Raw genomic sequence first — 21,712 nt, 5'->3', positions numbered from 1 at the left:
AAGTTGTAATACGTACAACAATTATGCCTATGTAGTGTTAATTTAACAATCTCAGGCTCGCTCTGCGGACAACGGGACAGGTAGAGGAATGGAATGGTTCCGCTTTTGTTCAATTTCAAACTATATGGAACCTGTAGGGAAGTGTAAGTACACAAAGAGCCTCGTCCAGTAAATAGGACGAGGCTCTTTGTGGATTAACCAGTAACGGCCTAGAAGGACAAGGCCATCTGTTCCACCCGTTCTTCTCTGGGAAGAACGGAGGCAAGCTCGGCACCCAGCCCGAGATAAGCGCGCATACGCAACATCATTTCGTTGCGGAAGCCGGGCCATAGGATATGGATATCCCCGGAGTATCCCCGGCAGGTATACTCGGCCGTAACTCCGCGCTGATCCTGGCGGATGGTATTGATCTTCAGCTGATGCGAAGTAAGCTCACGGGTAACCTCCTGCAGCATCAGCGAAGTCTTCTTCGTGGCGCTGGAGACCAGCTCCATGTAGAGCTGGGGAGTCTTGAAGAGACCGCTCTTACCAATAACTCGGCAATCGCGCTCAAACACTTTATGGATAAACGTTAGCAGCAGATAGCTTCTGACAAGGGACAATTCGTCTTTGGTTATATCTTCAGGAAGTGTTGGTGTGATTAGGGTGTTTCTCTTGGTAGTCGCCATATAAATCACCTCATTTATAGTATGCGAACCTTTGTTCTCATTATACATCTTTTGGGTAAGTAAATGCAATATTCATCTTGAAAATTATTGGAAATAATCAAAAATTAAAAAAAAGATAAAAAGGTTGACTCTGAAATCCCAGCATGATAAGATCTATCTTGTGACTGCGTAAGCAAGTCAACCTAATATGCGGTCATGGCGGAATTGGCAGACGCGCTGGCTTCAGGTGCCAGTGATAGCAATATCGTGGAGGTTCGAGTCCTCTTGACCGCATCACTGATTTCAACAAAAGACCCGTACATTTACCTTATAGGTAATGTACGGGTCTTTTGTTGTGGAGAATTGGAAATGAATACAGGCGGCGTCAGTCCAGATGGATCAGTATAGGCATTGTGTTAGGCAACATTTGTTTGGTAATATTATACACATGGAAAATTTTACTGGCAATTCGATTGGTTCAAGCAAGAGAAGAAATGTAAGCCTCAACAGACTGGGCAAATAAAAGGAGGTCATTATGTGACTGCTGCAATAATTTTTGCATCAAATAAGTTAGGGGTAGTACATGACGATCAAATGCAGTTGATGCTTGATAAATTTAATTTAGGTAAACTTATTTCTTTCCAAAAAACTGTGAATGGTGCTATGGGACAAACGATGTATGTTTCCTCAAACGAAGGAGAATTTATTCTAAAAGGAAATCCATTGTATCCCGGACAATTTATTGAGGAAAAGTACTTTATAGAAAACATACATAAAAGAACGAATCTAACTGTTCCTACTCCCTATATAATCGATGATTCAGAAGAGATATTTGGATGGAGCTACTCTTTAATGCCTTGCCTACAAGGCGAACATATGAATTCAGAACATCTAAAGATCACACTAAGTACAGCAGACAAGTTCAAAATAGCAGAATTAATTGCGAAGACTTTAGCTGATCTGCATAGCTGGAAAGTTACCCGCTTCGGCGAACTCGATACCAATAATCTCAATATTGCTGCCTTTGAGGGAAGTTATACGATATGGCTGTACAATCGAATTAAGTTTTGGTTAGAAGATGCTAAGAAGTATTCAGTAATAACAGATGAAGATTTAAGATGGGCCAATTTATTAATGGAGGACTCCAAAGAGGCTTTTGAAGATTTTACCTCTCCAAGCTTCGTGATGGGCGATTTCAAGCCTGGAAACTTCCTCATACACCCAGGAATGAACGGCTGGGAAATAAGCGGCTTATTTGATTTCACTAATTCATATTTTGGAGACCCTATTTCTGATTTGATAAAGATGATTACAATCTATTTAGATAACGGTGAACTTGAACTCGCTAGTCATCTTTTAAAAGTTTATTTCGATGGTTCAGAAGAAAAGGAAGCCTTAAAAAAACGTATCAAAGTACATATGCTTCATCAACGAGTCTTGGATTGGGGCTGTGCAAAAGCAATGAATATGGTTACTTGGGATAATGAGTTGCCATTTTCGCATTGGGTAAAGAGCTATACCAATTCAGTAGCAAGTCTACTAGAATGAAATGGATGGATGATCTTATTTTAATCAGCTAATCGGCGGAATACTTAATATTATTTTATGAATGTGAAGGAGGGATTTTTATAATGGGAGAAAGACGATGGGGGATTGTCAATCCTGTTGGGCTGCCGAACGGCTTGCGGGTTCTTAAAGAAGGTCAGAAAGTTGCATTCGACCTATTCGAATTCCCGAATCTATCAGACTCCCAGCGAAGAACAGCTAAGAATGTGCAAATTTTAGAGGATTGAAGGTGTCTTGATCCTAAACAATATGAGGTGAACTAATGAAGAAGGTATGGGTAAATAACTTGTTTATTTATTTGGGATTCTTAGTAGTAGTGAGCTTAGTTTTTGTTTTAGGGTTACAATACCAACATTTTTTAAAGGAAGAAGCAATTAAGACCTATCAACTTAAAACCAGCGTTGTCTTTTCTGTTCTCTTTCCGATTTTCTTTGGATTATTACTCGGTTTGCTAAGATTCTTTGAATTACTGCGGAAGACTGGAGAATGGACAATAAATTGGCTTAAGCTCTGTATATTCGGCATTCCTTCACTCTATGTCTCTTTACTTCCATTATTATTTTGGTCGGGTCTATCTATTTCTTATTATGATTTATCTTTGGGCTACCTTGTGATGACTCCGGGAACAACAGCTCATACAATTAGCGGTCTGATGTTCGGTTTTTTATTATTCTACGTAATTGAAAGGAAACTCAAAGAAGCGTAGCACCGGGAGTTTCGCATGGTATTCTAATAAAAGGGATTTGACCAGGAGGGACAACGTTGACGGAAATAAAGTATCCAGTTAAAAATCCATCAAGGATTGGAACCATTATAGGCATGATTGCTATGATATCGAGTCAATCTGTTCTTGTAGTGAGATTATGGGATCAGAGTGGGGTATTCTACACTTCGTTAACAGTGGTTCTTTTGGGTTTAGTTCTACTATTACTTGCATTGTACAGAACCTTTTTTAAGAAACTAACCGAGTTATGCTTATCTAATGAGCAAATTATATTAAACGGGAATATTGTTGATTCAAAGGATATTAAAGTGATAATGATCAGGGGATACTTTAAACCTGTTATTGGGATATTACCTTACAGGAGGAAGATCGTCCCATTGGATATGGCATTCAGGTATTCAAAGGATGAAGATAAAGGTATCTCGGATTTAAAGAGTTGGGCAAAAACGAACAATGTAAAGATGGTCAATAAATCATTTCAAACATGGATATAAGTGCATTCTAAAGCGTTTTTCGGTACGGTCTGCGACCAGAATTATCTTATTCAGAGGACGAGCTTAATCAATGTGACATGCTTGTTCGTTACGCGATTATGTGGTGGACTTGCGGACATGAGGGGCGTTATTTTGCCGGAATGGGAACATTTATCTCCCATGCGGACAGGAGAGGCGTTATTTAGGATAAATGGCAAAGAAAGGGCGAAAGTTTGAGGGAATAAGTGCATCTCAGTCCGCAAGACTCATAAAACATCCCAACTAACTCTCAACCCAAACCCAACCAAGTCCAACCAAGCCCCAGCCTTAACCGCGCTCCCAGCTCCACCTCAGCCGTCAGCGGCAGAAGCGCCAACAACTTTTTTCATCCCAACCCAAGCTAACCATCCCGTATCAATATCGCTCCAACCCAGCTGTTTTCAATCCATCTATTCCCGCCACACGTCACCGATCTGCCTTACGTCATTAATTAGCCTCAGGTCACCGGTCCGCCTCGAATCATCCACCCGGTCTAGCGCCAGCATACCCAGCACTAATTATCCCCCCGTGTGGCCTTCCTGACAGTAACTCCTCCTGATAAGGAGGTATCATGTTAATATCGCACTTTTTCCCTGCGGATAAGTCACTGGTTCACCCGGCAGAATCAACGTTTATCAGTGTTTTTGAGGCTGACAAGGCAGTGGAATTCACCGCGCAGAATTGTGTTGACGCCCGAGCAACTAACATGTTAATATTTTCCCGAGACAAACTAACATGTCAGTGAGGCTATATAGCATGTTAGCATGTTATTCATATATTCCTATTACAGGAGGTTATTTTGTGGATGTGGCTAATGTTGTAATCGGTTTCATTATGGTTTTATCATTTTTTGGATTGGTGTGGTACTGCGTCAAGGGGTATAACCTCATGGTGGGCTTCTTCGTCATGTCGGTCCTGTGGACCTCGATTGCCCTGATCGGCAATTCTATTCATCCAACCTCCGTTATGGAGGGCAAGACCTTTATTGATGTCCTGACGAACGTCTTCCAGACGGGTCCGGAGAACTACGGTAAAGCGATTCTGGTTAACATCTTCTTCGGCGCCTTCTTCGGCAGAGTCTTGATCGACACAGGGATTGCTGCAACGCTGATCCGTAAGGTGGTAGAGCTCGGTGGAGACAAACCAAGAATTACGATGTCGCTCTTATGTATTGTTACTGCGGTAATCTTCACCTCTATGACCGGTATCGGTCCGGTAATCTCCATTGCCGTAATCGTACTGCCGATCATGCTGTCGCTCGGTATACCTTCACCGATTGCCTTGTTCTCCTTCATGGGCTCCATTATGGCCGGTATCTTCGGGAACATTGTTAACTTCAAGCAGTATCAGGCTATTTTTGCCACAGCCAATGAAAGTTATGCCAGCTACGACTACAATACATACTTCAAATTCGGCATGATTGCGATGGCTGTCTCCCTGATCGTTGTTCTGGTGGTATCTAACCTGTCCATGAACAAGAAGGTCTCCCGTGCCTGGGCAGCCACTCCGGATGCCGGAACTACGGTTGATGCCCCTGCAATCTCCTGGATTTCCATCATCCTGCCGGTAATCGGTGTGGTGGTGTTCAAGCTTCCGATTATCTTCGGATTTATCGTTGCCGGTCTGTTCGCCTTACTGACCTGCGGCAAGTTAAAGGGTGGTTTTGCAAGCGTTTGCAGAATGCTGTCTAAGCAATTCGCAGACGGGGCCATCGATGTGGCGCCGATGATTGGATTCTTGCTCACATTGTCCATGTTCAATAATGCGGCAACCTATGCTTCCCCTTATTTCAAAACCTTGCTTGACGGTGCAATGCCTCAGACGGCGTTATTGCTCTGTATCGTATTCGCCATCCTGACACCGCTCGGCTTCTTCCGCGGCCCGATGAACCTGGTCGGTTCCGGTTCGGCCATTCTGGCAGTAGTTGTGGCTACCGCAGCCTGGCCTGTACAGTTCCTGTATCCTTTGTTCGCCATCACTACAGTAGCGCCGCAGCATTTGGACGTTACCCAATCCTGGGTAGCCTGGGGCTTCGGATATACGAAGGTTCCGGCCAAGGAATATATGAAGATGTCCATTCCTACAGGCTGGATTATCGGGATTATTCTCTGCGCGATTGTATTCTTCATGTACGGCAATTTGGTGTAGCACCGCTTATGTATTAGCAGAACCGGCTGCTGCGTCCCTGTCCGTCAGGAGCCGGTTATTCAACCTTCAGTACAATTAATGAAGAGAAACGGAGAAATCATATGGGTAAAATGGTTAGAATGGGGATCGACGTCGGCGGAACACATACAAAAGCAGTTGCCATCGACAACGAAACACATGAAATTATCGGGAAATCGTCCGTCAAGACTACGCATGATCATGCGAGAGGTGTAGCCGCCGGTGTTGTGAAATGTTTTCAGAATTGTCTGAAGGAAAATAACATCAAGCCGGAAGATGTAGTCTTCGTTGCACACAGCACAACGCAGGCAACCAATGCGCTGATTGAAGGCGATATCGCACAGGTTGGCATCATTGGCATGGCTAAGGGCGGTCTTGAAGGCTGGCTGGCCAAACGTCAGACCAAACTGCAGAACATCGATCTGGGCAACAGCAAAGAGATCAAAATCTACAATAGCTTCATTAATATTAAGAAAATGTCCGAAGCCTCCGTGCTGCAGGTCATCGATGATCTTAAGCGTCAGGGTGCACAGGTGATTGTGCCTTCCATGGCTTTTGGCGTAGATAATGGCAGACCTGAAGAGCTCGTCTATAAAGAAGCTGAGAAAAAAGGTATTCCGACCACCATGGCATCCGATATCACCAAATTGTACGGACTCACCCGCAGAACGAGAACGGCAGCGATCAACGCAAGTATTCTGCCCAAGATGCTGGATACCGCCAATTCAACCGAACAGTCCGTAAGGGAAGCCGGCGTCCATGTACCTCTGATGATCATGAGAGGCGACGGCGGGGTTATGGAAATCAGCGAAATGAAGAAACGTCCTGTGCTTACGATGCTGTCGGGTCCCGCAGCCTCAGTTATGGGGTCTTTGATGTATCTGAGAGCCTCTAACGGTGTGTATTTCGAGGTGGGTGGAACCACAACCAATATCGGGGTTATCAAAAACGGCCGTCCGGCCATTGACTATTCCATCGTCGGCGGTCATCCGACCTATGTCAATTCACTGGATGTGCGCGTACTCGGTGTTGCTGGCGGCTCCATGATCCGGGCGAACAAAAGCGGAGTAGTGGATGTCGGACCGAGATCGGCACATATCGGCGGTCTGGATTATTCGGTATTTACCGATCCGGACAAGATTAAGGGTGCCAAGGTGGAATTTTTCTCGCCCAAACCGGGTGATCCGGCAGATTATGTGGCCATCCGTCTGGAGAACGGGGAGCGTGTGACGATCACGAATTCCTGTGCTGCGAACGTGCTGGGCCTTGTGAAGCCGGAGCATTTCTCCTACGGGAATGTGGAAGCCGCCAGACGGGCGATGCAGGCATTAGCCGATTATTGCGGAACCACGGTCGAAGATATTGCCAAGCAGATTATGGAAAAAGCGTATGCGAAGATCGAACCGATCATCCTGGCGCTGGCCGAGAAATACAAACTGGAGAAAGACCAGATCTCTCTGGTCGGAGTTGGCGGGGGAGCCGCTTCGCTGATCGTCTATTTCTCTGAGAAAATGGGTCTGAAATACAGCATCCCTGAGAATGCTGAGGTGATCTCGTCCATTGGTGTTGCCCTGTCCATGGTGCGGGACGTGGTAGAGCGGATCATTCCGTCACCTTCCAAAGAAGTGATTGCCGCACTCAAAATGGAAGCGATGAACAAGGCGATTCAGAGCGGAGCCACTCCGGAAAGCATCGAGATCCATATCGATATCGATCCGCAGACGTCCAAGGTTACCGCGATTGCTACGGGTTCCACGGAAGTGAAGACGACCGAGCTGCTGAAGGAATGTGATGAAGCGGAGCTCCGCGAGCTGGCCGCGAAGGATATGCGTATTTCCATCGACCGGACACAGCTGCTTGAGAAAACGAGGTATGTCAGTATTTTCGGCGAAAAGGTTGAGAAGGCCGGTGAAGCGGGTGCAGTCCGCATTCTGGACACCAAAGGGTTCATTAAGGTGCAACGAGGCCGGGCGATGGCCCTCAAGACAACTGCCGGAGATTACCTGAATGCCGTCAAAAAGCTCTGGGAGGCTATGGCCGTCTACCAGACTGAACTGATTGCCCGGCCGGACTTCTATCTGTGTATCGGTGCCCGGGTGATGGACTTTACCGCTTCCGATTTCGAACAGCTGGAGCTGCTGATGGATATCGAAATTTCCACGTTTGAGCCGGATACGGAGGTTATCGTTGTCGCTGCCAATGTCAAGCAGAGCTGACGCTAATCTATTGAAATTATTCATAGCCATATTAATGAAGGAATGAAGAATGGGGGCAGCATGCAGGTGCAGATGAAGCTGGGTGTAATGATGCGTGATTTGCTGCAGGTAGAGGATGAAGCTTGGGGGCTGTACGCTTTTTCCAGGGACATTCTGAACCGGCGCATTCTGCCTGAAACCAAGACAGAGATGATTGCCAAAGCTACAGCCTGCGGCAAAGCCTATGCACAGCGGATCATCCGTGAATACGGAACCCGTGATGTCCGCGTGATCGCGGACAAATTGAAGCTGAAGCTAGAATTTCAAAGTGCGCTTATGACAGGGAAACGTGTGCTTTTTGCCTGCTATACCCCGCCGTACACAATCGAAATTATGGAGGAGCCCGTGCGCAGAGCGGCGGAGCTGGTCCAGGAGGAAGAGCCGGCGCTAGTTGAACTTTTTCAGCAAGCTGGTATAATGAATACTATCCTTGGACACGAAATTTTTCATTTTGTAGAAGACCAGTTTGCACATGAAATCTACACCCGGACTGAGAAGATTCTGCTATGGAACCTGCTTGGGTTCAAGAATTATTCTACAATACGCACCTTGAGTGAAGTGGGAGCCATGGCCTTTACACAGGAACTGAATAGACTCAGCTACGCGCCGTTTATTCTGGATGTTCTGTTGTATTACAGCTATGATGCTGCCAGTGCGGAGAAAATATATCGTGATGTACTAGGAGTGAGTTCAGGAAGGTGTAGGGAACCCGTTGAAGATTATTAATAACAGTAATTCACTAAATGATGTAACTTACAATAAAATAAGAGAAGACATCATGAATATGACGTTGGAGCCGGGAATGGATGTCAGTGTGCAGAAGCTCTCTGAACGCTATGGCGTAAGCCGGACACCGGTACGGGAAGCAGTAGTCCGCCTTCAACAGTCTGGACTGGTGGAAATATATCCTCAGCGCAAAACAGTGGTCTCCAAAATTGATCTGCAGCGGGTCCGTGAGGAATGGTTCATCCGCACATCGCTTGAATCTGCCGTGATTGATGAATTCATCCGCAAGTGCAGTGAGCTTGTAGCAGATACGATGCAGGAACTGATTAACAAACAGAAGAAATATATGGACAAGAAATATTTCCGGGAATTTTACTTCAAGGACAATCGTTTCCACCAGCTGATCTTTCAGACGGCCGGGGAAGAGCTATCCTGGTTCACGATTGAAGAGGTAGCCTCGCACTATAACCGTATCCGTCTGCTCTATGGCAAGATGGAGGGCGTGCAGCAATCCGATATTGATAAACATGTGAAGATGGTAGCGGCCACCCGCAAGCGTGATGTGGAGGGAATGCGCAAGATTGTGATGGAGCATTCCAATACATTGCTGGAACGGGTACAGGTGATGTCCAAGCAATACCCGCAATTTTTCTGAAATATGGTAAGCATATGCTTAAGGCGTATCCTTGAAGCCTGCTCCGTTTGGAGTATGACTTCCGGTATACGCCTTTTGTTGCGGTGTAATACCTACAGCTTCTTAAGCCGCCGGTAATACAGCCAGGTTCTGCCTGCGAATGAGCCGAAGAGAAGGATACTGAGGAACATAAGTGAAGTATTCCATGCCCGGGAAGCGGTGATTCCGTCTTGCAGCATGCCGTCAATAAATGCCGTCACATTCAGGCTGTAGAGCAGAATCATCGGTAGAAATAATGCTGTATAGCTGATGGCAATTTTACGGGCATGCTTCAAGCGGTGATACGGGTCACTGTAGATCTCCGGTTGTTCTGCACGATCCTGCTCCTCCCGGCTCCAGAGGGTCCATTTCTGCAGAGAAGAGGATGAGCTATATACTTTATGCCAGCCTGCCTGCCGGTGCAGCTCGAAATACTCTTCATCGCCAATGACCTGATAGTCGGCATGATACTTCATGATACGTGGACTGCCTTGGCTGAAATGGAACAGCGTGCCTCCCGGGCCGACTTTATACAGATTCCAGCCCAGCCGCTCCTTATCCTCCAGCCATTCCTCCAGCCGGTCAGGAGCGTACATCCAGCCTAACTTCAACTTCGTCATCGTAACACCCGCTGGCCTACGCGGTTCGTGAATCTTCTTGAAGTCCTCATGATTCAAGAGTAGCCCCTTGCTGGCCGCCCGGAGCTTAATAATCGAATAGATTGCAAGTACGAGCAGGATTACAGCCAAGGCTGCTGCGGCCCAGGTAACCGCCCACATAGGGCTTGGCTGTACCTGAAGCGGAGCATCCTGGGTCAAGGAGAAGCCTAGAGCAATCAGCGGAATCATTGCAATGAGCAGCAAATAAAGAAGTATTCCCATAAAAATATATGAGACTTTGCGGTTTCGCCTCAAGACATCCTTGCGGGAAGGGGAGGCCTTAATCTGTGACGGCTGCTGATCATTCTCGTAGACGCTCCACTTGCCTTGCTGCAGGCGCTTGCTCCAGCCTTCAGCAGCAAGAGAGGAAGACATGGAAGGCTGGGAGGATGGTCCATACCCGATCTGATAGGAACGTTGTGCCGGTTGATCTTGCCGGAAGGTGAACCGCCGGAGCAGCAGGTTCCACTCCGTCAGCACCCAACCCTGACTCGCCATATCGGCCAGCCAGGCTTCTGACTTGGGCAGGTCGTAGCTCCAGAAGGGCCGAAATACCCTCTTCATACAAATTCCTCCTCACTGGTAATGGCATTGCGGTGAAGTTCCTTTAATCTGCTGATTTCTGCGCGCATTACTCCTTTCCCCAGATCTGACACCTCGTACACTGTTTTTCTCTCTTCATCGGCGAATACAACAATCAGTCCATCCTTGTTCATCTTCGTCAAAGTTCCATATACCGTACCGGAACCCAGTCTAAGCCGTCCTTCAGAGAGCTCATCCACATGCTTGATGATTCCATATCCGTGGCGGGGTATGGTTAGGGACAACAGAATATAGAAAGCCGTCTCTGTCATCGGCACGTACTTTTTCAGCACTTTATCCATTGTGGACAACGCATTCACCTGCTTCGCCAGTTCATTGTGCATAACTCATGGCCTTCAATATAATATGTCTTGCCGTGACTATGTCATAACGTGACTATATCACGATGCGACATAAGTTTCAAGGCTAGCGGCAATTAATGTGCCGTCAGAGTCAGCAGTTGACATACAGGCTGCCAGATCTCAGGAACCAGCTGCGGCTCCGAACAATAGACCGTCTGCAAATACCGGCTGAGCGGGGATATTTGTCCTTCGACCAGCACTTCCTTGATCTCCGATGGTTTGGTGGGTATCGCCTGCCCGGTTGTTGACATGAACTCTGCAATGGGCAGCAGCATCCCGCAGCTTTTGCGGTAGGACATCCGATGCGGGAATCTGGGCGAGCTGCCGGAATCATATTTGGAAAGCTTGATCCGGTCAAACTGTCCGGTGAGCAGCTCGCTGGCGTTGAATTTCAGGATGGCAAAAACTTCGCCGGGCTCTCTGCGGGAGTACATCGCCGCCATGGCTAGGCAATCCCGCCAGGTCGGCCACAAGAAGACATGGCGGTCAAGGCAGAGACGGAATTCTTCAGGGGTTGTGTCCGGGTCCATTGCTTCAGGTGTGATGCGCAGATGGGAATTCAGGACAACCGGCTGCCCGGCGTATTGTACCTGGAGGGCTGTAGTCCGGCGTACTCCGGCTGCATGCGCCGGACTCAATACGGATGAGGCGTACAATGCGTCAAGTGCAGCCATGGCGGGCAAATTCCGGGCCCGGGTGAAGTGGTATAACGAAGTGCGGAGCGGGCTTTTGGTAATGGCAGCAATCAGTGAATGTTTCATAGTGTTATTTTATCCTTTGCGGGAATTGAATACTTTGTTATTTTAGAAAGGGAAATGCTGAAAGGGAAAGGATGAGAAAGATGAAAGCTGAAGCACTCGAACAGAGCAGAGTGGAGGCGTTTTTGAATTTTTGCCGGAAGCACCGGGACGAACTGGATGATTCTTACCTGATCGATGAGGAGCTTGCCGGGTTCACGCTTTCCCCGGACCATCCTACATATATTGTTGCCAATTCCTCAGGTCAAATTACCGCAGCAGTCTCGCTCATCCTGAATGATTACAGCCGCAGAGGGCGCAAGGCCAGATTTAGAATCCTTCATGCGGAAACCGAAGATGTAAATGTATACCAGGCTCTGCTTGAGGCAATTCTGCCCCATGCTGCCGGAATGGATAAGCTGAATCTATTTGTTCCCGCGGGAAATACTGCGGCGATGGAGGCGTTGGGGGCTGTGCGGTTTGCGGTGGAGAGGTATATCTATGTCCTCGTAAGAGAGGAGCCGCATATTCCAGAGGTCAGCTTGCCCGCCGGTTACGAGCTCATTCCCTTCCGCGCCGGAACGGATGAAGCCGTCTGGTGTGAAGTACGAAATGCCGGTTTCGCTAAGCTTCAGGGCAACGAGACGCCGGCCACACCAGCGATGGTGAAGCAGATGATCAGCGGAGCCGACTATATCGAAGGCGGTTTACAGATACTGTACCATAACGGCAAAGCTGTGGGAATTGTACGCGGCTGCGCCGATGAGTATGAGGATGAGCCTGCCATGAGTATTGGGCCGCTGGCAGTATTGCCGGAGGCTCAGGGGAGAGGACTCGGCAGAATTCTGCTGCGGGCAGCACTCCGGTTCGCGGCAGAACAGTCGTATGCGCGCACCGTCCTGTGTGTGAATGCAGAGAACGAACGGGCGCAGGCTTTGTATATTGGGGAAGGCTTCAAGCAGGCGGAAGCCCTTGCCTGCCTGGCTTACACGGTGAGTGAAGAGGGGTAGCGGGGGGCTTGATGCTATATGCTATGGAGTGGAGGCGCTGATCGGGGGAGGGGAGTTGCGATTGGTGATGTAGAGTTGAGATGCTGATTGCTCCCATCCAACCGTGACGGACTGTAGGGATCTTATTTTGCCGGAATCAGCCAATTTTGAGATGAAGCGGACTGAGAATCGCCTATTCAGCCTAGAACACCAGAATTAGACCCATTATTCAGGGCATAGCGGAATCTCAGTCCGCGAAGCCGGCAAAACAGCTGTTTTTCCCAAAATAACGGATTCTGAGTCCGGGTGGAACGGCTGTTTGTGCTGCCTGTGTGCTGTTATTCGTGGTCTGCTTGCATCATCGGCCCCTTATTTATTGCCTTCTTGCAGGAGATGCACTTTGGATGTAGAAATTCAGGTCAGCAGGTTATTCAATCCAGTAAAAACCATTTACTCTCCATATGCACCATTATATTGCCAAACTCCGTCTAACCTGGACAGATTCACTATTAAAGGGGACAAGGAAATGAAAACACTGGTTATTGTGGATGATGAGCCTTCGGTGGTGAACGGGCTGCGGACCTATGTGGACTGGGCGGCACAGGGGATTGAGCTGGTCGGAACCGCAGATGACGGGGACACGGGGCTGGCGCTGATCCGGGAGCTGAAGCCGGATATCGTGCTGACGGATGTCCAGATGCCGTCAATGGACGGCATCCGCATGGCGGCCGAGGTCCGGGCGCTGCTGCCGGAGGCCAAGATCGTCTTCATCAGCGGCCACAATGATGCCGGATACCTTAAGTCCGCGCTGCAGATGCATGCGGCGGACTATATTTTTAAGCCGGTTAGCCGCAAGGAGCTGTCGGTGGTGATGGGCAAGGTGACTGCTGCGCTGGATGCGGAGACGCAGGAGCGGAAGCGGATCAAGGAGATGCAGGTGAAGCTGACGCAGAGCATGCCGCTGCTGCGCGAGAAGTTCCTGCTGTCCGTAATCAGCGATGGTGTTCATACCGCGCATATTCAGGACAAGCTGGAATTTCTGGGCTTGCAGCAGCTCGCGGCAGACAGCTACATCCTCATGGTCATTCTGCTCGATGATGTGCCGCAGGTGCTGGACACCCGCAGCGAGCAGGACAGACAGCTGCTGTCCTATACGGTGCTGAATATCATCCAGGAGCTGATTGACAATCAGATGCGCGGCGTGACCTTCGAGAAGGAGCCGGGAGAGTACGTCGGGATTCTGCTGGCCGGACAATTGCAGCCGCAGGAGTTCAGCGAATCTCCAGAGAATGACCTGCTGGTGCTGGCAGAATCAATCCGCAGCAATCTGCGGCAATGGCTGAAGCTTAGTGTAACCATCGGGGTCGGCGAGGGGGTTGAGCACTTGCCGGAGATCCCGTCCTCCTACAAACAGGCGAGGGATGCAGCTGACCAGAAGTGGTATCTGGGCAAGAACCGGATTCTGACCATGGACAATATCGTGTCCGGAGAGCGCGGCGAGAATCTGCGTTACCGGTACGAGCCGGAGTGGGGGGAGCGGGTGTGGTCTGCCCTGAAATCCGGAGACCGCGGACGTCTGCAGACGGAGCTTGGTGACATTTTCAGTCTGCTTGGGCAGAACCGGGGACAAGGGGCGCGGTATGCGCAGAATGTTAGTCTGCATCTGATTCTGCAGTCCGGCCAGGTGCTGCTGGAGCTTGGCGGGATGACGGAGGAATGGGAGAAACGCGAGACGGCCGCCTGGAAACAGGTTGCGCGCCAGGAGACGATGCAGGATCTGCTGGGATATACAGAAGCCTATCTGCTTGAGGTCTGTGATTTCGTCGGGATGAAGCGCAGCGGCAAGACAAGCGAAGTGATAGAGCGGGTCCGTCAGCTGATTGGAGAACGGTACCCGGAGAATCTGGCAGTGGCGGATATTGCGGCAGGCGTCTATCTCAGTCCGACCTATGTCCGGCTGCTGTTCAAGCAGGAAACGGGCGAAACGCTGTTCGAATATCTGACCAAGGTCAGAATCGAGCAGTCAAAGAAGCTGCTTAGAGACCCGCAGAACAAATTCTACGAAATCTGTTATGCCGTTGGCTACAGCGATCCCAGCCATTTCAGCAAGCTTTTCAAGAAAATAACCGGAATTACCCCCAGCGCCTATAGGGAGCAGAGTCTATGAGCAGGGGCAATCCTATGAAGATCAGGCTGCACAGGAATGTAAGCATGCCATATAAGGAGGCTGTGCAGTGAAAAAGGGCTGGAGCTATTTGACCGGACTGGGCCAGGGGATTCTGGCGGCGAGAAAGTGGCTGATTGCCTATGTGATACTCATTCTGCTGCCGGTATCCGTCATGCTGGCATCCTTCTATCAGCGGTCCAGTGACATTCTGGAGCAAGAAGTCACCAGTACGATGCAGCTGACCCTTAAGCAGGCAGGGATGAATCTGACCTATAAGCTGGATCATATCCGTGACAGCAGCAATTCAGTTTTCATGAACCAGGTACTCTACAGTAATCTGCAGCAGAAGGACAGCATCACCGATGAGCTTAACCAGCTTAAGGAGCTGCGCAATTTAGCCGAAACCGCCCAGGAGAATGAGGATATTTTCCGGCTGCGGTTTTTTGTTGATCCTTCCCGGATGTACGGAGGGGACCGGGTGAATCTGTATCCGCTATCTGAGATAGAGCATTATCCGTGGTACAGGCAGGTGCTGGAGGCCGGGGGCGGTATGGTCTGGACCGGGGTGTATGAGGAGAGTTATATCGATTTCGGTGACAAAAAGATTTTTTCTGTCGCAAGGATGCTGCGCAATCCGAAGGCATATGAAGAGACCATCGGCATACTGGTGATGGATGTATCTCAGGATCTGATCGCAGAAGTCATGTCAGAGCTTCATTTCTCGGACAGCTACGCCCCTTATCTTCTGGATAATGAGGGCCGGCTGATCTACAGCACCGGAGAGAACGGTCCGCAGGAAGTCAGCATGCTGCCGGAAGAACTGCTGGAGACGGTTAAGCAATCGGAGGAGGGGATCGTTAAGCGGACCCTTGGGCGTGAAGAGGTTAATGTGGTCTATACCACGATCGGAACTTCAGGGTGGAAAATGATCTCCCAAGTCTCTGAATCAGAGATTTCGCACCGGGCAACAGCAATGAACCAGTTCACCAGCATTGCCACGCTGGCAGGGATCACGGTCATGTTCCTGGTACTCGTGTTTGTGCTGCTGATGTTCCTCGTGCAGAACATGCAGCGCAGAGTGCAGCTGATTCTGCGGATGATCCGCAAGGAGGGCATCGGCTGGCTGGAGGATAGAAGGACGATGCCAGGCGGGGATTTCCGGCTGCTGGAACGCAGTGTGGACCATCTGATCCACAAGGTCAACATTCTGATGGAGGAATCCTATCAGGCGAAGATGCAGGAGCGGGAGGCGCAGCTAAGAACCCTGCAGGCCCAGATTAATCCGCATTTTCTCTACAATGCGCTGGATATGATCAACTGGTCGGCAATTTCGCATGATGCGGAGGATACCAGCCAGATGATTGAGGCGCTGTCCCGCTATTTCCGGCTTAGCCTGAATCAGGGCCGCGATAATGTCAGCCTTGCCGATGAACTGAATCTGGCCAAGGTGTTCATGGAGATTCAGCAGAACCGCTTTCCGTCCACCTTCACCTTCAGCGTCCAAGTAGAGCCGGGACTTGAACAGTATATGATTCCCAAGCTTACCCTCCAGCCGCTGGTGGAGAATGCGCTGCTGCATGGTATCCGCAAAACCCGCAAGAAGCAGGGGAATATCGCCATAACAGCCCGCCGGGAGCAGGAGGATATCCTTCTGGCGGTGTCCGATGACGGGATCGGCATGAGTCCGGAGCAGGCCAGACGGCTGCTGCTGGAGCCTTCCTCCGAGCTGCGCAGTGACGGGATGCCGGGCTCCTTCGGACTCTATAATGTCAACGAGCGGATACGATATTTTGCCGGCAACCGGTATGGCTTGTCCATTGAAACAGAACCCGGCCAAGGAACAGTGATCAACATCAGAATTAAAGCGGTTCCATTCGAATAAGCAGATTGCCTGATATACAGTCGCGTAAGACCAGAAATAATCAGATTACCACCTACAACCGCCCCCCGGTTTCTAAGTATAATCAACTCACAAACAGATGGGGGTGAATGAACTTGGGTGGGAGTATCACGGATTTGAACCGGAAGAGCAAACTTCAGGCAACCAGAATCAGGTCCGCCAGCAAGTGGAGGCTCGCCTGGAGAAACAGGGATTATTATGTGCTGCTGATACCCGGTCTGCTGTTTCTGCTGCTCTTCAAATATACACCGCTGTACGGAGTGCTGATCGCATTTCAGGATTTCAACATTTTCCAGGGCATCAGAGGCAGTGAATGGGTAGGGCTGGAGCAATTCCATAAGCTTATCCAATCGGACGAATTCGGAAGGGTATTCATGAATACACTGCTTATCAGTGTGTACAAGATTGTCCTTCTGTTTCCGGTGCCGGTCCTCATCGCGCTGGTGCTGAACGAGGTCAGGCTGATGTTCTTCAAACGGACGATCCAGACGATTATTTATCTCCCGCATTTTCTGTCCTGGGTGATTATTTCCGGTTTGTTCGTCACCATCCTCTCCACCTCGGGCGGACTGGTCAATAATATCATTCAGTGGTTCGGCGGAGAACCGGTCAGCTTTTTTGTCAGCAATGATTATTTCCGCAGTGTGGTTGTCTTTACGGCCGGCTGGAAGGAATCAGGGTGGAACGCGATTGTCTTCATTGCCGCCATTGCCGGGATCGATCAGGAGCAATACGAGGCGGCTGCCATTGACGGGGCGGGGCGAATCCGCAGAATGCTGCATATCTCACTGCCGGGTATCCTGCCGACTGTGGTGCTGATGTTCATTCTCCGGCTGGGCTCGGTGCTCGATGCGGGAACGGAGCAGATTCTGACCATGTACAATCCGGTAGTCTATGAGACAGCGGATGTGATCGGAACCTTCGTCTATCGCATCGGGCTGGGCAAAATGGATTACAGCTTCAGCACCGCGGTGGGCCTGTTCAACTCGGTAGTAGGCTTCATCCTCATCGTTTCGGGAAATTATATCAGCCGGAAGCTGCTGAACCGCGGAATCTGGTAGGCGGGAAGGAGACAGTATAATCCATGACCAAACGAACCAAAGGCGACAGGCTGCTCGATATCTTTGTCTACCTGTTCCTGATTACGCTCGGAGTGATGATGCTGCTGCCGCTGGTTAACGTATTATCGAAATCGGTCAGTGAGGAATGGGCAATTACTTCGGGAAAAGTAGGCATTCTGCCGGTAGGCTTCCAGCTCGACACCTTGCGGGAGGTTATCTCTTCCTCAATGTTCATCCGGGCGTTCTGCGTATCCGTAGGCGTCACGGTAGTGGGCACCCTGATCTCCATCTTAATGACGGCACTTACGGCCTATCCGTTATCCAAACGAAATCTGCCGGGCATCTCCTTTTTCATGGTGCTGTTCATCTTCACGATGCTGTTCAGCGGCGGGCTTATTCCCAATTATCTGCTAATGCGCCAGCTGCATCTGATCAATAATCTGTGGGTGCTTATCCTGCCCGGAATGATCAGTGTATTCAACATGCTGGTGATCAAGAGCTACTATGAGAGTCTTCCCGAAGCGCTGGAGGAGTCCGCACGAATTGACGGAGCCAAGACGTATACGATTCTGTTCCGGATTATTCTGCCGCTCAGTATGCCGGTGATTGCCACGATTGCGCTTTTTTATGCTGTCGGGTACTGGAATGATTACTTCGGGCCAATGATCTACATCAACGATACCGCGCTTAAGACCTTGCAGCTCTATCTTCAGGATGTGGTGATGGACGCCAGTGCAGTCAACGCCGTTAATAAAAGTGTGGATGACCTGATGAACATGTCACCGGAAGGCATACGTGCGGCAACGGTGGTCGCTTCGACGGTCCCGATTCTGTTCGTATATCCGTTCCTGCAGAAGTATTTCATCAAAGGTGTACTGATTGGCTCGGTTAAAGGCTGAGGCGGATTTTGTACGAAGTAAGACTGGAAGCTTAAGCTCACAAAACTTATAGGGGGTTATCTTAATGAAACAGACGAAGTGGCTGTCACTCCTGCTGAGTACCGGGCTGCTGCTCGCTGCAACTGCCTGTGGTTCTTCTAACAACACGAATAGTAACGGGGAGGACGCTTCAACAGCAGCACCAGCTTCTGCAGAAGCAACTGCCGCACCGGGAACGTCAGAGAATGCTGCCAAGCCGGAGCTGAAATCGCTTAATCTGTGGTCGAAGGATGATTACAATACGTATCCGCTGGCCAAGGTGATCGAAGAGCGGACCGGCTATAAGGTGAAGTATGAGATGCTTCCCGCCGACAAGGCGATGGATAAGCTCAATCTGCTGATCTCCTCTGCCGAGCCGTATGATGTCATTACCATTTCCGGTGAAAAAGCCGTGTATACCGATTATGCCAAAATGGGCGCACTGGTGGATCTGACCCCGCTCATCGAGGAGTTCGGCGATAATATCAAAGCTTCCATCTCCCAGGCGTCCTTCGATGCAATGAAAATTGACGGCAAAATCTATGGTATTCCCAACAGCTCATCACAATTTGCCGGTGCCGATCTGATGATCCGCCAGGACTGGCTCGATAAGCTGGGGCTGAAGACTCCGACTACGCTGGATGAATTCACGGAAGTGCTGAAGGCATTCAAGGAGAAGGACCCAGGCGGAACCGGGAACAGCGGCGCCCCGATGTCAATCGATGGTGCACTGGCAACAACGGCGAATATTACAGGTGCCTTCGGAATAGGCACGAGCTGGAATACGGTGGACGGCCAGCTGGTTCCGGCCCCGCTGCATCCGGGCTTCAAGGAATATTTGACGTACATGTCCGATCTATATAAACAGGGTCTGCTCGATAAAGAATTTGCCGTGAACAAGGATGCTACTCTGAAGGAGAAATTCACCAGCGGCAAGATCGGGGTTATTCAGCTGCCTTGGTATGATATTCCCGGAATTGCCGATGCCCTGACCAAGAACTTTCCTGATGCCAAATATGCTTATCTTCCTGCCCTCAAAGGCAAAGACGGTCAAATGGGCCTCGGCATGAGCGGCGGGTTCGACCGCATTACCTTCATTCCGAAATCTGCGAAGCATCCTGAAGATGCGATTAAATGGATCAATGCCAAGCTGGAAAAGGAAACCTTCAAGCTGATTGCCATCGGTGAAGAAGGCAAACATCATACGTATAAAGACGGCGTATACAGCCCGATCCTGCCGCTGTTCACGGACGAACGCGGCAACGCCAGCAATTATCTGACCGGTATAGACGAGAAGCTGTACCCGATCTACTGGCAGGCCCGGGTGCAGAAGGATGCACGTCTGTTTGCAGGCTTCTCTTACCTGAACAATGAGCTTCCGGCGGAAGCAAGAATTGCCGATCCGCTGGCGCTGGCGCCATCCCTGCCGGAATATTCGAAGAACAATGCTTCGCTGAATCAGATGATTAATGATTTTGCCGTCAAAGTCATTGTCGGTGAAGAGTCCCCGGATGCCGTGGCTGATTTCGCCGAGAAATATAAAGCTGCAGGCGGAGAGGCCAGCACCAAAGAGGTGAATGACTGGTATGCTACAGTGAAGAAATAGAGTCAAAGAAAACATTTTAGGAGGTAAAAGAATGAACAGCTACAGGATGCGGAGCAGTGAGATTCCGCTGCAGGATTCCTGGGATGTCATCGTTGCAGGCGGCGGGCCGGCGGGTTGTACGGCGGCCGCTGCCGCAGCCCGGGAAGGGGCAAGGACACTGCTGATCGAAGGAACAGGCAGCCTGGGCGGAATGGGCACATCGGGACTAGTGCCGGCCTGGTGCCCGTTCTCGGACATGAAGACGATCATCTACCGGGGACTGGCGATGAAGGTGTTTGAAGCTTTGAAGGCGCAGATGCCGCATGTGAGCAAAGAGGCGATGGACTGGGTTCCGATCGAACCGGAGAAGCTCAAGGTCATCTATGATGAGCTGGTAGCCGGAGCAGGGGCCACGGTGCTGTTCAATACGCAGCTGGGTTCCGTGGAGGCGGATGAGGAAGGTAATGTGCTGGCACTGATTACTGCCAGCAAGAATGGACTGCAGGCGCTGAAGGCTAAGGTCTATATCGACTGCACGGGCGATGCCGATGTAGCGGCCTGGGCAGGAGCGGAATATCTCAAGGGTGATACGGCAACCAGTGAGCTGATGCCTGCCACGCACTGTTTTACCTTGGGTAATGTCGATGAATATGCTTATCTGAACGGTCCGCTGCTGCATAACAACAACAAAACCAGCCCGATCTTCGATATTCTGGGCTCCGGCAAATTCCCCTTAATTCCGGACTCGCATATCTGTAACAATGTCATTGCTCCCCGGACGGTGGGCTTCAACGCGGGACATCTATGGGATGTGGATAATACGGATGCCTTCTCCGTATCTGCCGCATTGATGCAGGGAAGGAAGCTGGCCTCCGTCTATAGGGATGCCCTGGCAGAATACATGCCAGCTGCGTTTGGCAGCTCTTATGTAGCCAACACCGGCTCGCTGATGGGTGTGCGGGAGACGCGGAGAATTACCGGAGACTATGTGCTGAGTGTGGATGATTACGTTAACCGCCGCAGCTTCGCGGATGAAATCTGCCGCAACAGCTATTTCATTGATATCCATGGGACGGAGAAGGAAGAGAAGCAGGCGGGAGGCAAGCCGGAGGTCATTAAACGCTACGGTCCGGGAGAATCGCACGGCATTCCATACCGCTGCCTGACGCCGCGTTCACTGAAGAATGTGCTGGTCGCGGGACGTTCGATCTCCTGTGTCCGTGAGGTGCAGGGGAGTGTCCGGGTGATGCCGGTCTGTCTGGCGATGGGCGAAGCGGCCGGGATTGCCGCAGCACTTGCTGCGAATCTGCCGGATTATGATGTGCATGCAGTGGATGTAGCTGTGCTGCGCAAGCGGCTGAAGGAGGAGGGGGCTTATCTTCCCGATCCCGTAGCCGGAACAGTATTTGGTGATCCGGGTGCGGCGGCAGGAGAAGAGGGAAAACCGGTGAGGTATCACTGAGACATGAAGAGAAATAATGCTA

The 21,712-nt window shown here is 50.1% G+C and carries 19 protein-coding genes and 1 tRNA gene; 16 read left to right on the top strand and 4 right to left on the bottom strand.

Features of this window, described 5'->3' with window-relative positions; translation table 11 throughout:
• Window positions 1–209: 209 nt before the first annotated feature.
• Window positions 210–668 carry a hypothetical protein gene (locus NSQ73_RS20130; protein WP_042135775.1) on the bottom strand — a complete coding sequence of 153 codons (459 nt, stop codon included), beginning with the start codon at window positions 666–668 and terminating at the stop codon, window positions 210–212.
• Between the two features lie 189 nt (window positions 669–857).
• On the opposite strand from NSQ73_RS20130, the gene NSQ73_RS20125 reads away from it, so the two are divergent.
• The 9 genes from NSQ73_RS20125 (at window position 858) to NSQ73_RS20085 (ending at window position 9,251) form a co-directional block, all read left to right on the top strand.
• Window positions 858–941: transfer RNA gene (locus NSQ73_RS20125), tRNA-Leu, on the top strand.
• A 243-nt stretch (window positions 942–1,184) separates the two neighbouring features.
• Window positions 1,185–2,195, top strand: coding sequence for a phosphotransferase family protein (locus tag NSQ73_RS20120; RefSeq protein WP_340987875.1), 1,011 nt, complete (start codon window positions 1,185–1,187; stop codon window positions 2,193–2,195).
• 83 nt (window positions 2,196–2,278) lie between these two features.
• Window positions 2,279–2,440, top strand: coding sequence for a hypothetical protein (locus NSQ73_RS20115; protein ID WP_340987874.1), 162 nt, complete (start codon window positions 2,279–2,281; stop codon window positions 2,438–2,440).
• Window positions 2,441–2,475: 35 nt separating this feature from the next.
• Window positions 2,476–2,919, top strand: coding sequence for a hypothetical protein (locus tag NSQ73_RS20110; RefSeq protein WP_340987873.1), 444 nt, complete (start codon window positions 2,476–2,478; stop codon window positions 2,917–2,919).
• A gap of 56 nt (window positions 2,920–2,975) precedes the next feature.
• Entirely contained in the window at window positions 2,976–3,431 is a 456-nt protein-coding gene (locus tag NSQ73_RS20105) for a hypothetical protein (RefSeq protein WP_340987871.1), read from the top strand.
• An 819-nt stretch (window positions 3,432–4,250) separates the two neighbouring features.
• Window positions 4,251–5,597 (top strand): citrate transporter, encoded by a 1,347-nt coding sequence (locus tag NSQ73_RS20100; RefSeq protein ID WP_218639448.1) that lies wholly within the window; start codon window positions 4,251–4,253, stop codon window positions 5,595–5,597.
• Window positions 5,598–5,698: 101 nt separating this feature from the next.
• Window positions 5,699–7,831, top strand: coding sequence for a hydantoinase/oxoprolinase family protein (locus tag NSQ73_RS20095; protein ID WP_340987870.1), 2,133 nt, complete (start codon window positions 5,699–5,701; stop codon window positions 7,829–7,831).
• Window positions 7,832–7,891: 60 nt separating this feature from the next.
• A complete protein-coding gene (locus NSQ73_RS20090; RefSeq protein WP_052429454.1) occupies window positions 7,892–8,596 on the top strand; it encodes a hypothetical protein in 705 nt (234 codons plus the stop codon).
• On the top strand, window positions 8,583–9,251 hold the full coding sequence (locus NSQ73_RS20085; protein WP_039309052.1) for a GntR family transcriptional regulator: 669 nt from the start codon (window positions 8,583–8,585) through the stop codon (window positions 9,249–9,251). The genes NSQ73_RS20090 and NSQ73_RS20085 overlap by 14 nt, the downstream gene beginning before the upstream one ends.
• Before the next feature lie 92 nt (window positions 9,252–9,343).
• Here the strand turns inward: NSQ73_RS20085 and NSQ73_RS20080 are convergent, their stop codons facing one another.
• From NSQ73_RS20080 to NSQ73_RS20070, 3 genes are all read right to left on the bottom strand, one after another.
• Window positions 9,344–10,492, bottom strand: a complete 1,149-nt coding sequence (locus tag NSQ73_RS20080) for a DUF2812 domain-containing protein (protein WP_340987869.1) — start codon at window positions 10,490–10,492, stop codon at window positions 9,344–9,346.
• A complete protein-coding gene (locus NSQ73_RS20075) occupies window positions 10,489–10,854 on the bottom strand; it encodes a PadR family transcriptional regulator (RefSeq protein WP_256703871.1) in 366 nt (121 codons plus the stop codon). The genes NSQ73_RS20080 and NSQ73_RS20075 overlap by 4 nt, the downstream gene beginning before the upstream one ends.
• A gap of 92 nt (window positions 10,855–10,946) precedes the next feature.
• Window positions 10,947–11,633, bottom strand: a complete 687-nt coding sequence (locus NSQ73_RS20070; RefSeq protein WP_340987868.1) for a DUF7002 family protein — start codon at window positions 11,631–11,633, stop codon at window positions 10,947–10,949.
• Between the two features lie 80 nt (window positions 11,634–11,713).
• Here NSQ73_RS20070 and NSQ73_RS20065 point away from each other — a divergent pair, with 80 nt between their 5' ends.
• The 7 genes from NSQ73_RS20065 to NSQ73_RS20035 all read left to right on the top strand — a co-directional run bounded on the left by NSQ73_RS20065 (window position 11,714) and on the right by NSQ73_RS20035 (window position 21,690).
• Entirely contained in the window at window positions 11,714–12,619 is a 906-nt protein-coding gene (locus NSQ73_RS20065; protein ID WP_340987867.1) for a GNAT family N-acetyltransferase, read from the top strand.
• Between the two features lie 505 nt (window positions 12,620–13,124).
• Window positions 13,125–14,765 carry a response regulator transcription factor gene (locus tag NSQ73_RS20060; RefSeq protein ID WP_340987866.1) on the top strand — a complete coding sequence of 547 codons (1,641 nt, stop codon included), beginning with the start codon at window positions 13,125–13,127 and terminating at the stop codon, window positions 14,763–14,765.
• A 67-nt stretch (window positions 14,766–14,832) separates the two neighbouring features.
• Window positions 14,833–16,647, top strand: a complete 1,815-nt coding sequence (locus NSQ73_RS20055; protein WP_340987865.1) for a sensor histidine kinase — start codon at window positions 14,833–14,835, stop codon at window positions 16,645–16,647.
• Window positions 16,648–16,814: 167 nt separating this feature from the next.
• The gene (locus NSQ73_RS20050; RefSeq protein ID WP_340989338.1) at window positions 16,815–17,726 is read left to right on the top strand and encodes an ABC transporter permease; all 912 of its coding nucleotides are present in this window, start codon (window positions 16,815–16,817) and stop codon (window positions 17,724–17,726) included.
• 23 nt (window positions 17,727–17,749) lie between these two features.
• On the top strand, window positions 17,750–18,625 hold the full coding sequence (locus NSQ73_RS20045) for a carbohydrate ABC transporter permease (RefSeq protein WP_340987864.1): 876 nt from the start codon (window positions 17,750–17,752) through the stop codon (window positions 18,623–18,625).
• 64 nt (window positions 18,626–18,689) lie between these two features.
• Window positions 18,690–20,249, top strand: coding sequence for an extracellular solute-binding protein (locus tag NSQ73_RS20040; RefSeq protein ID WP_340987861.1), 1,560 nt, complete (start codon window positions 18,690–18,692; stop codon window positions 20,247–20,249).
• Window positions 20,250–20,280: 31 nt separating this feature from the next.
• The gene (locus tag NSQ73_RS20035; protein WP_340987859.1) at window positions 20,281–21,690 is read left to right on the top strand and encodes an FAD-dependent oxidoreductase; all 1,410 of its coding nucleotides are present in this window, start codon (window positions 20,281–20,283) and stop codon (window positions 21,688–21,690) included.
• Window positions 21,691–21,712: the final 22 nt, after the last annotated feature.

This window comes from Paenibacillus sp. FSL R10-2736, from assembly GCF_038000245.1.
Classification (GTDB): Bacteria; Bacillota; Bacilli; order Paenibacillales; family Paenibacillaceae; genus Paenibacillus_AQ; species Paenibacillus_AQ phytohabitans.
This window is presented reverse-complemented; position numbering and strand designations above follow the sequence as displayed.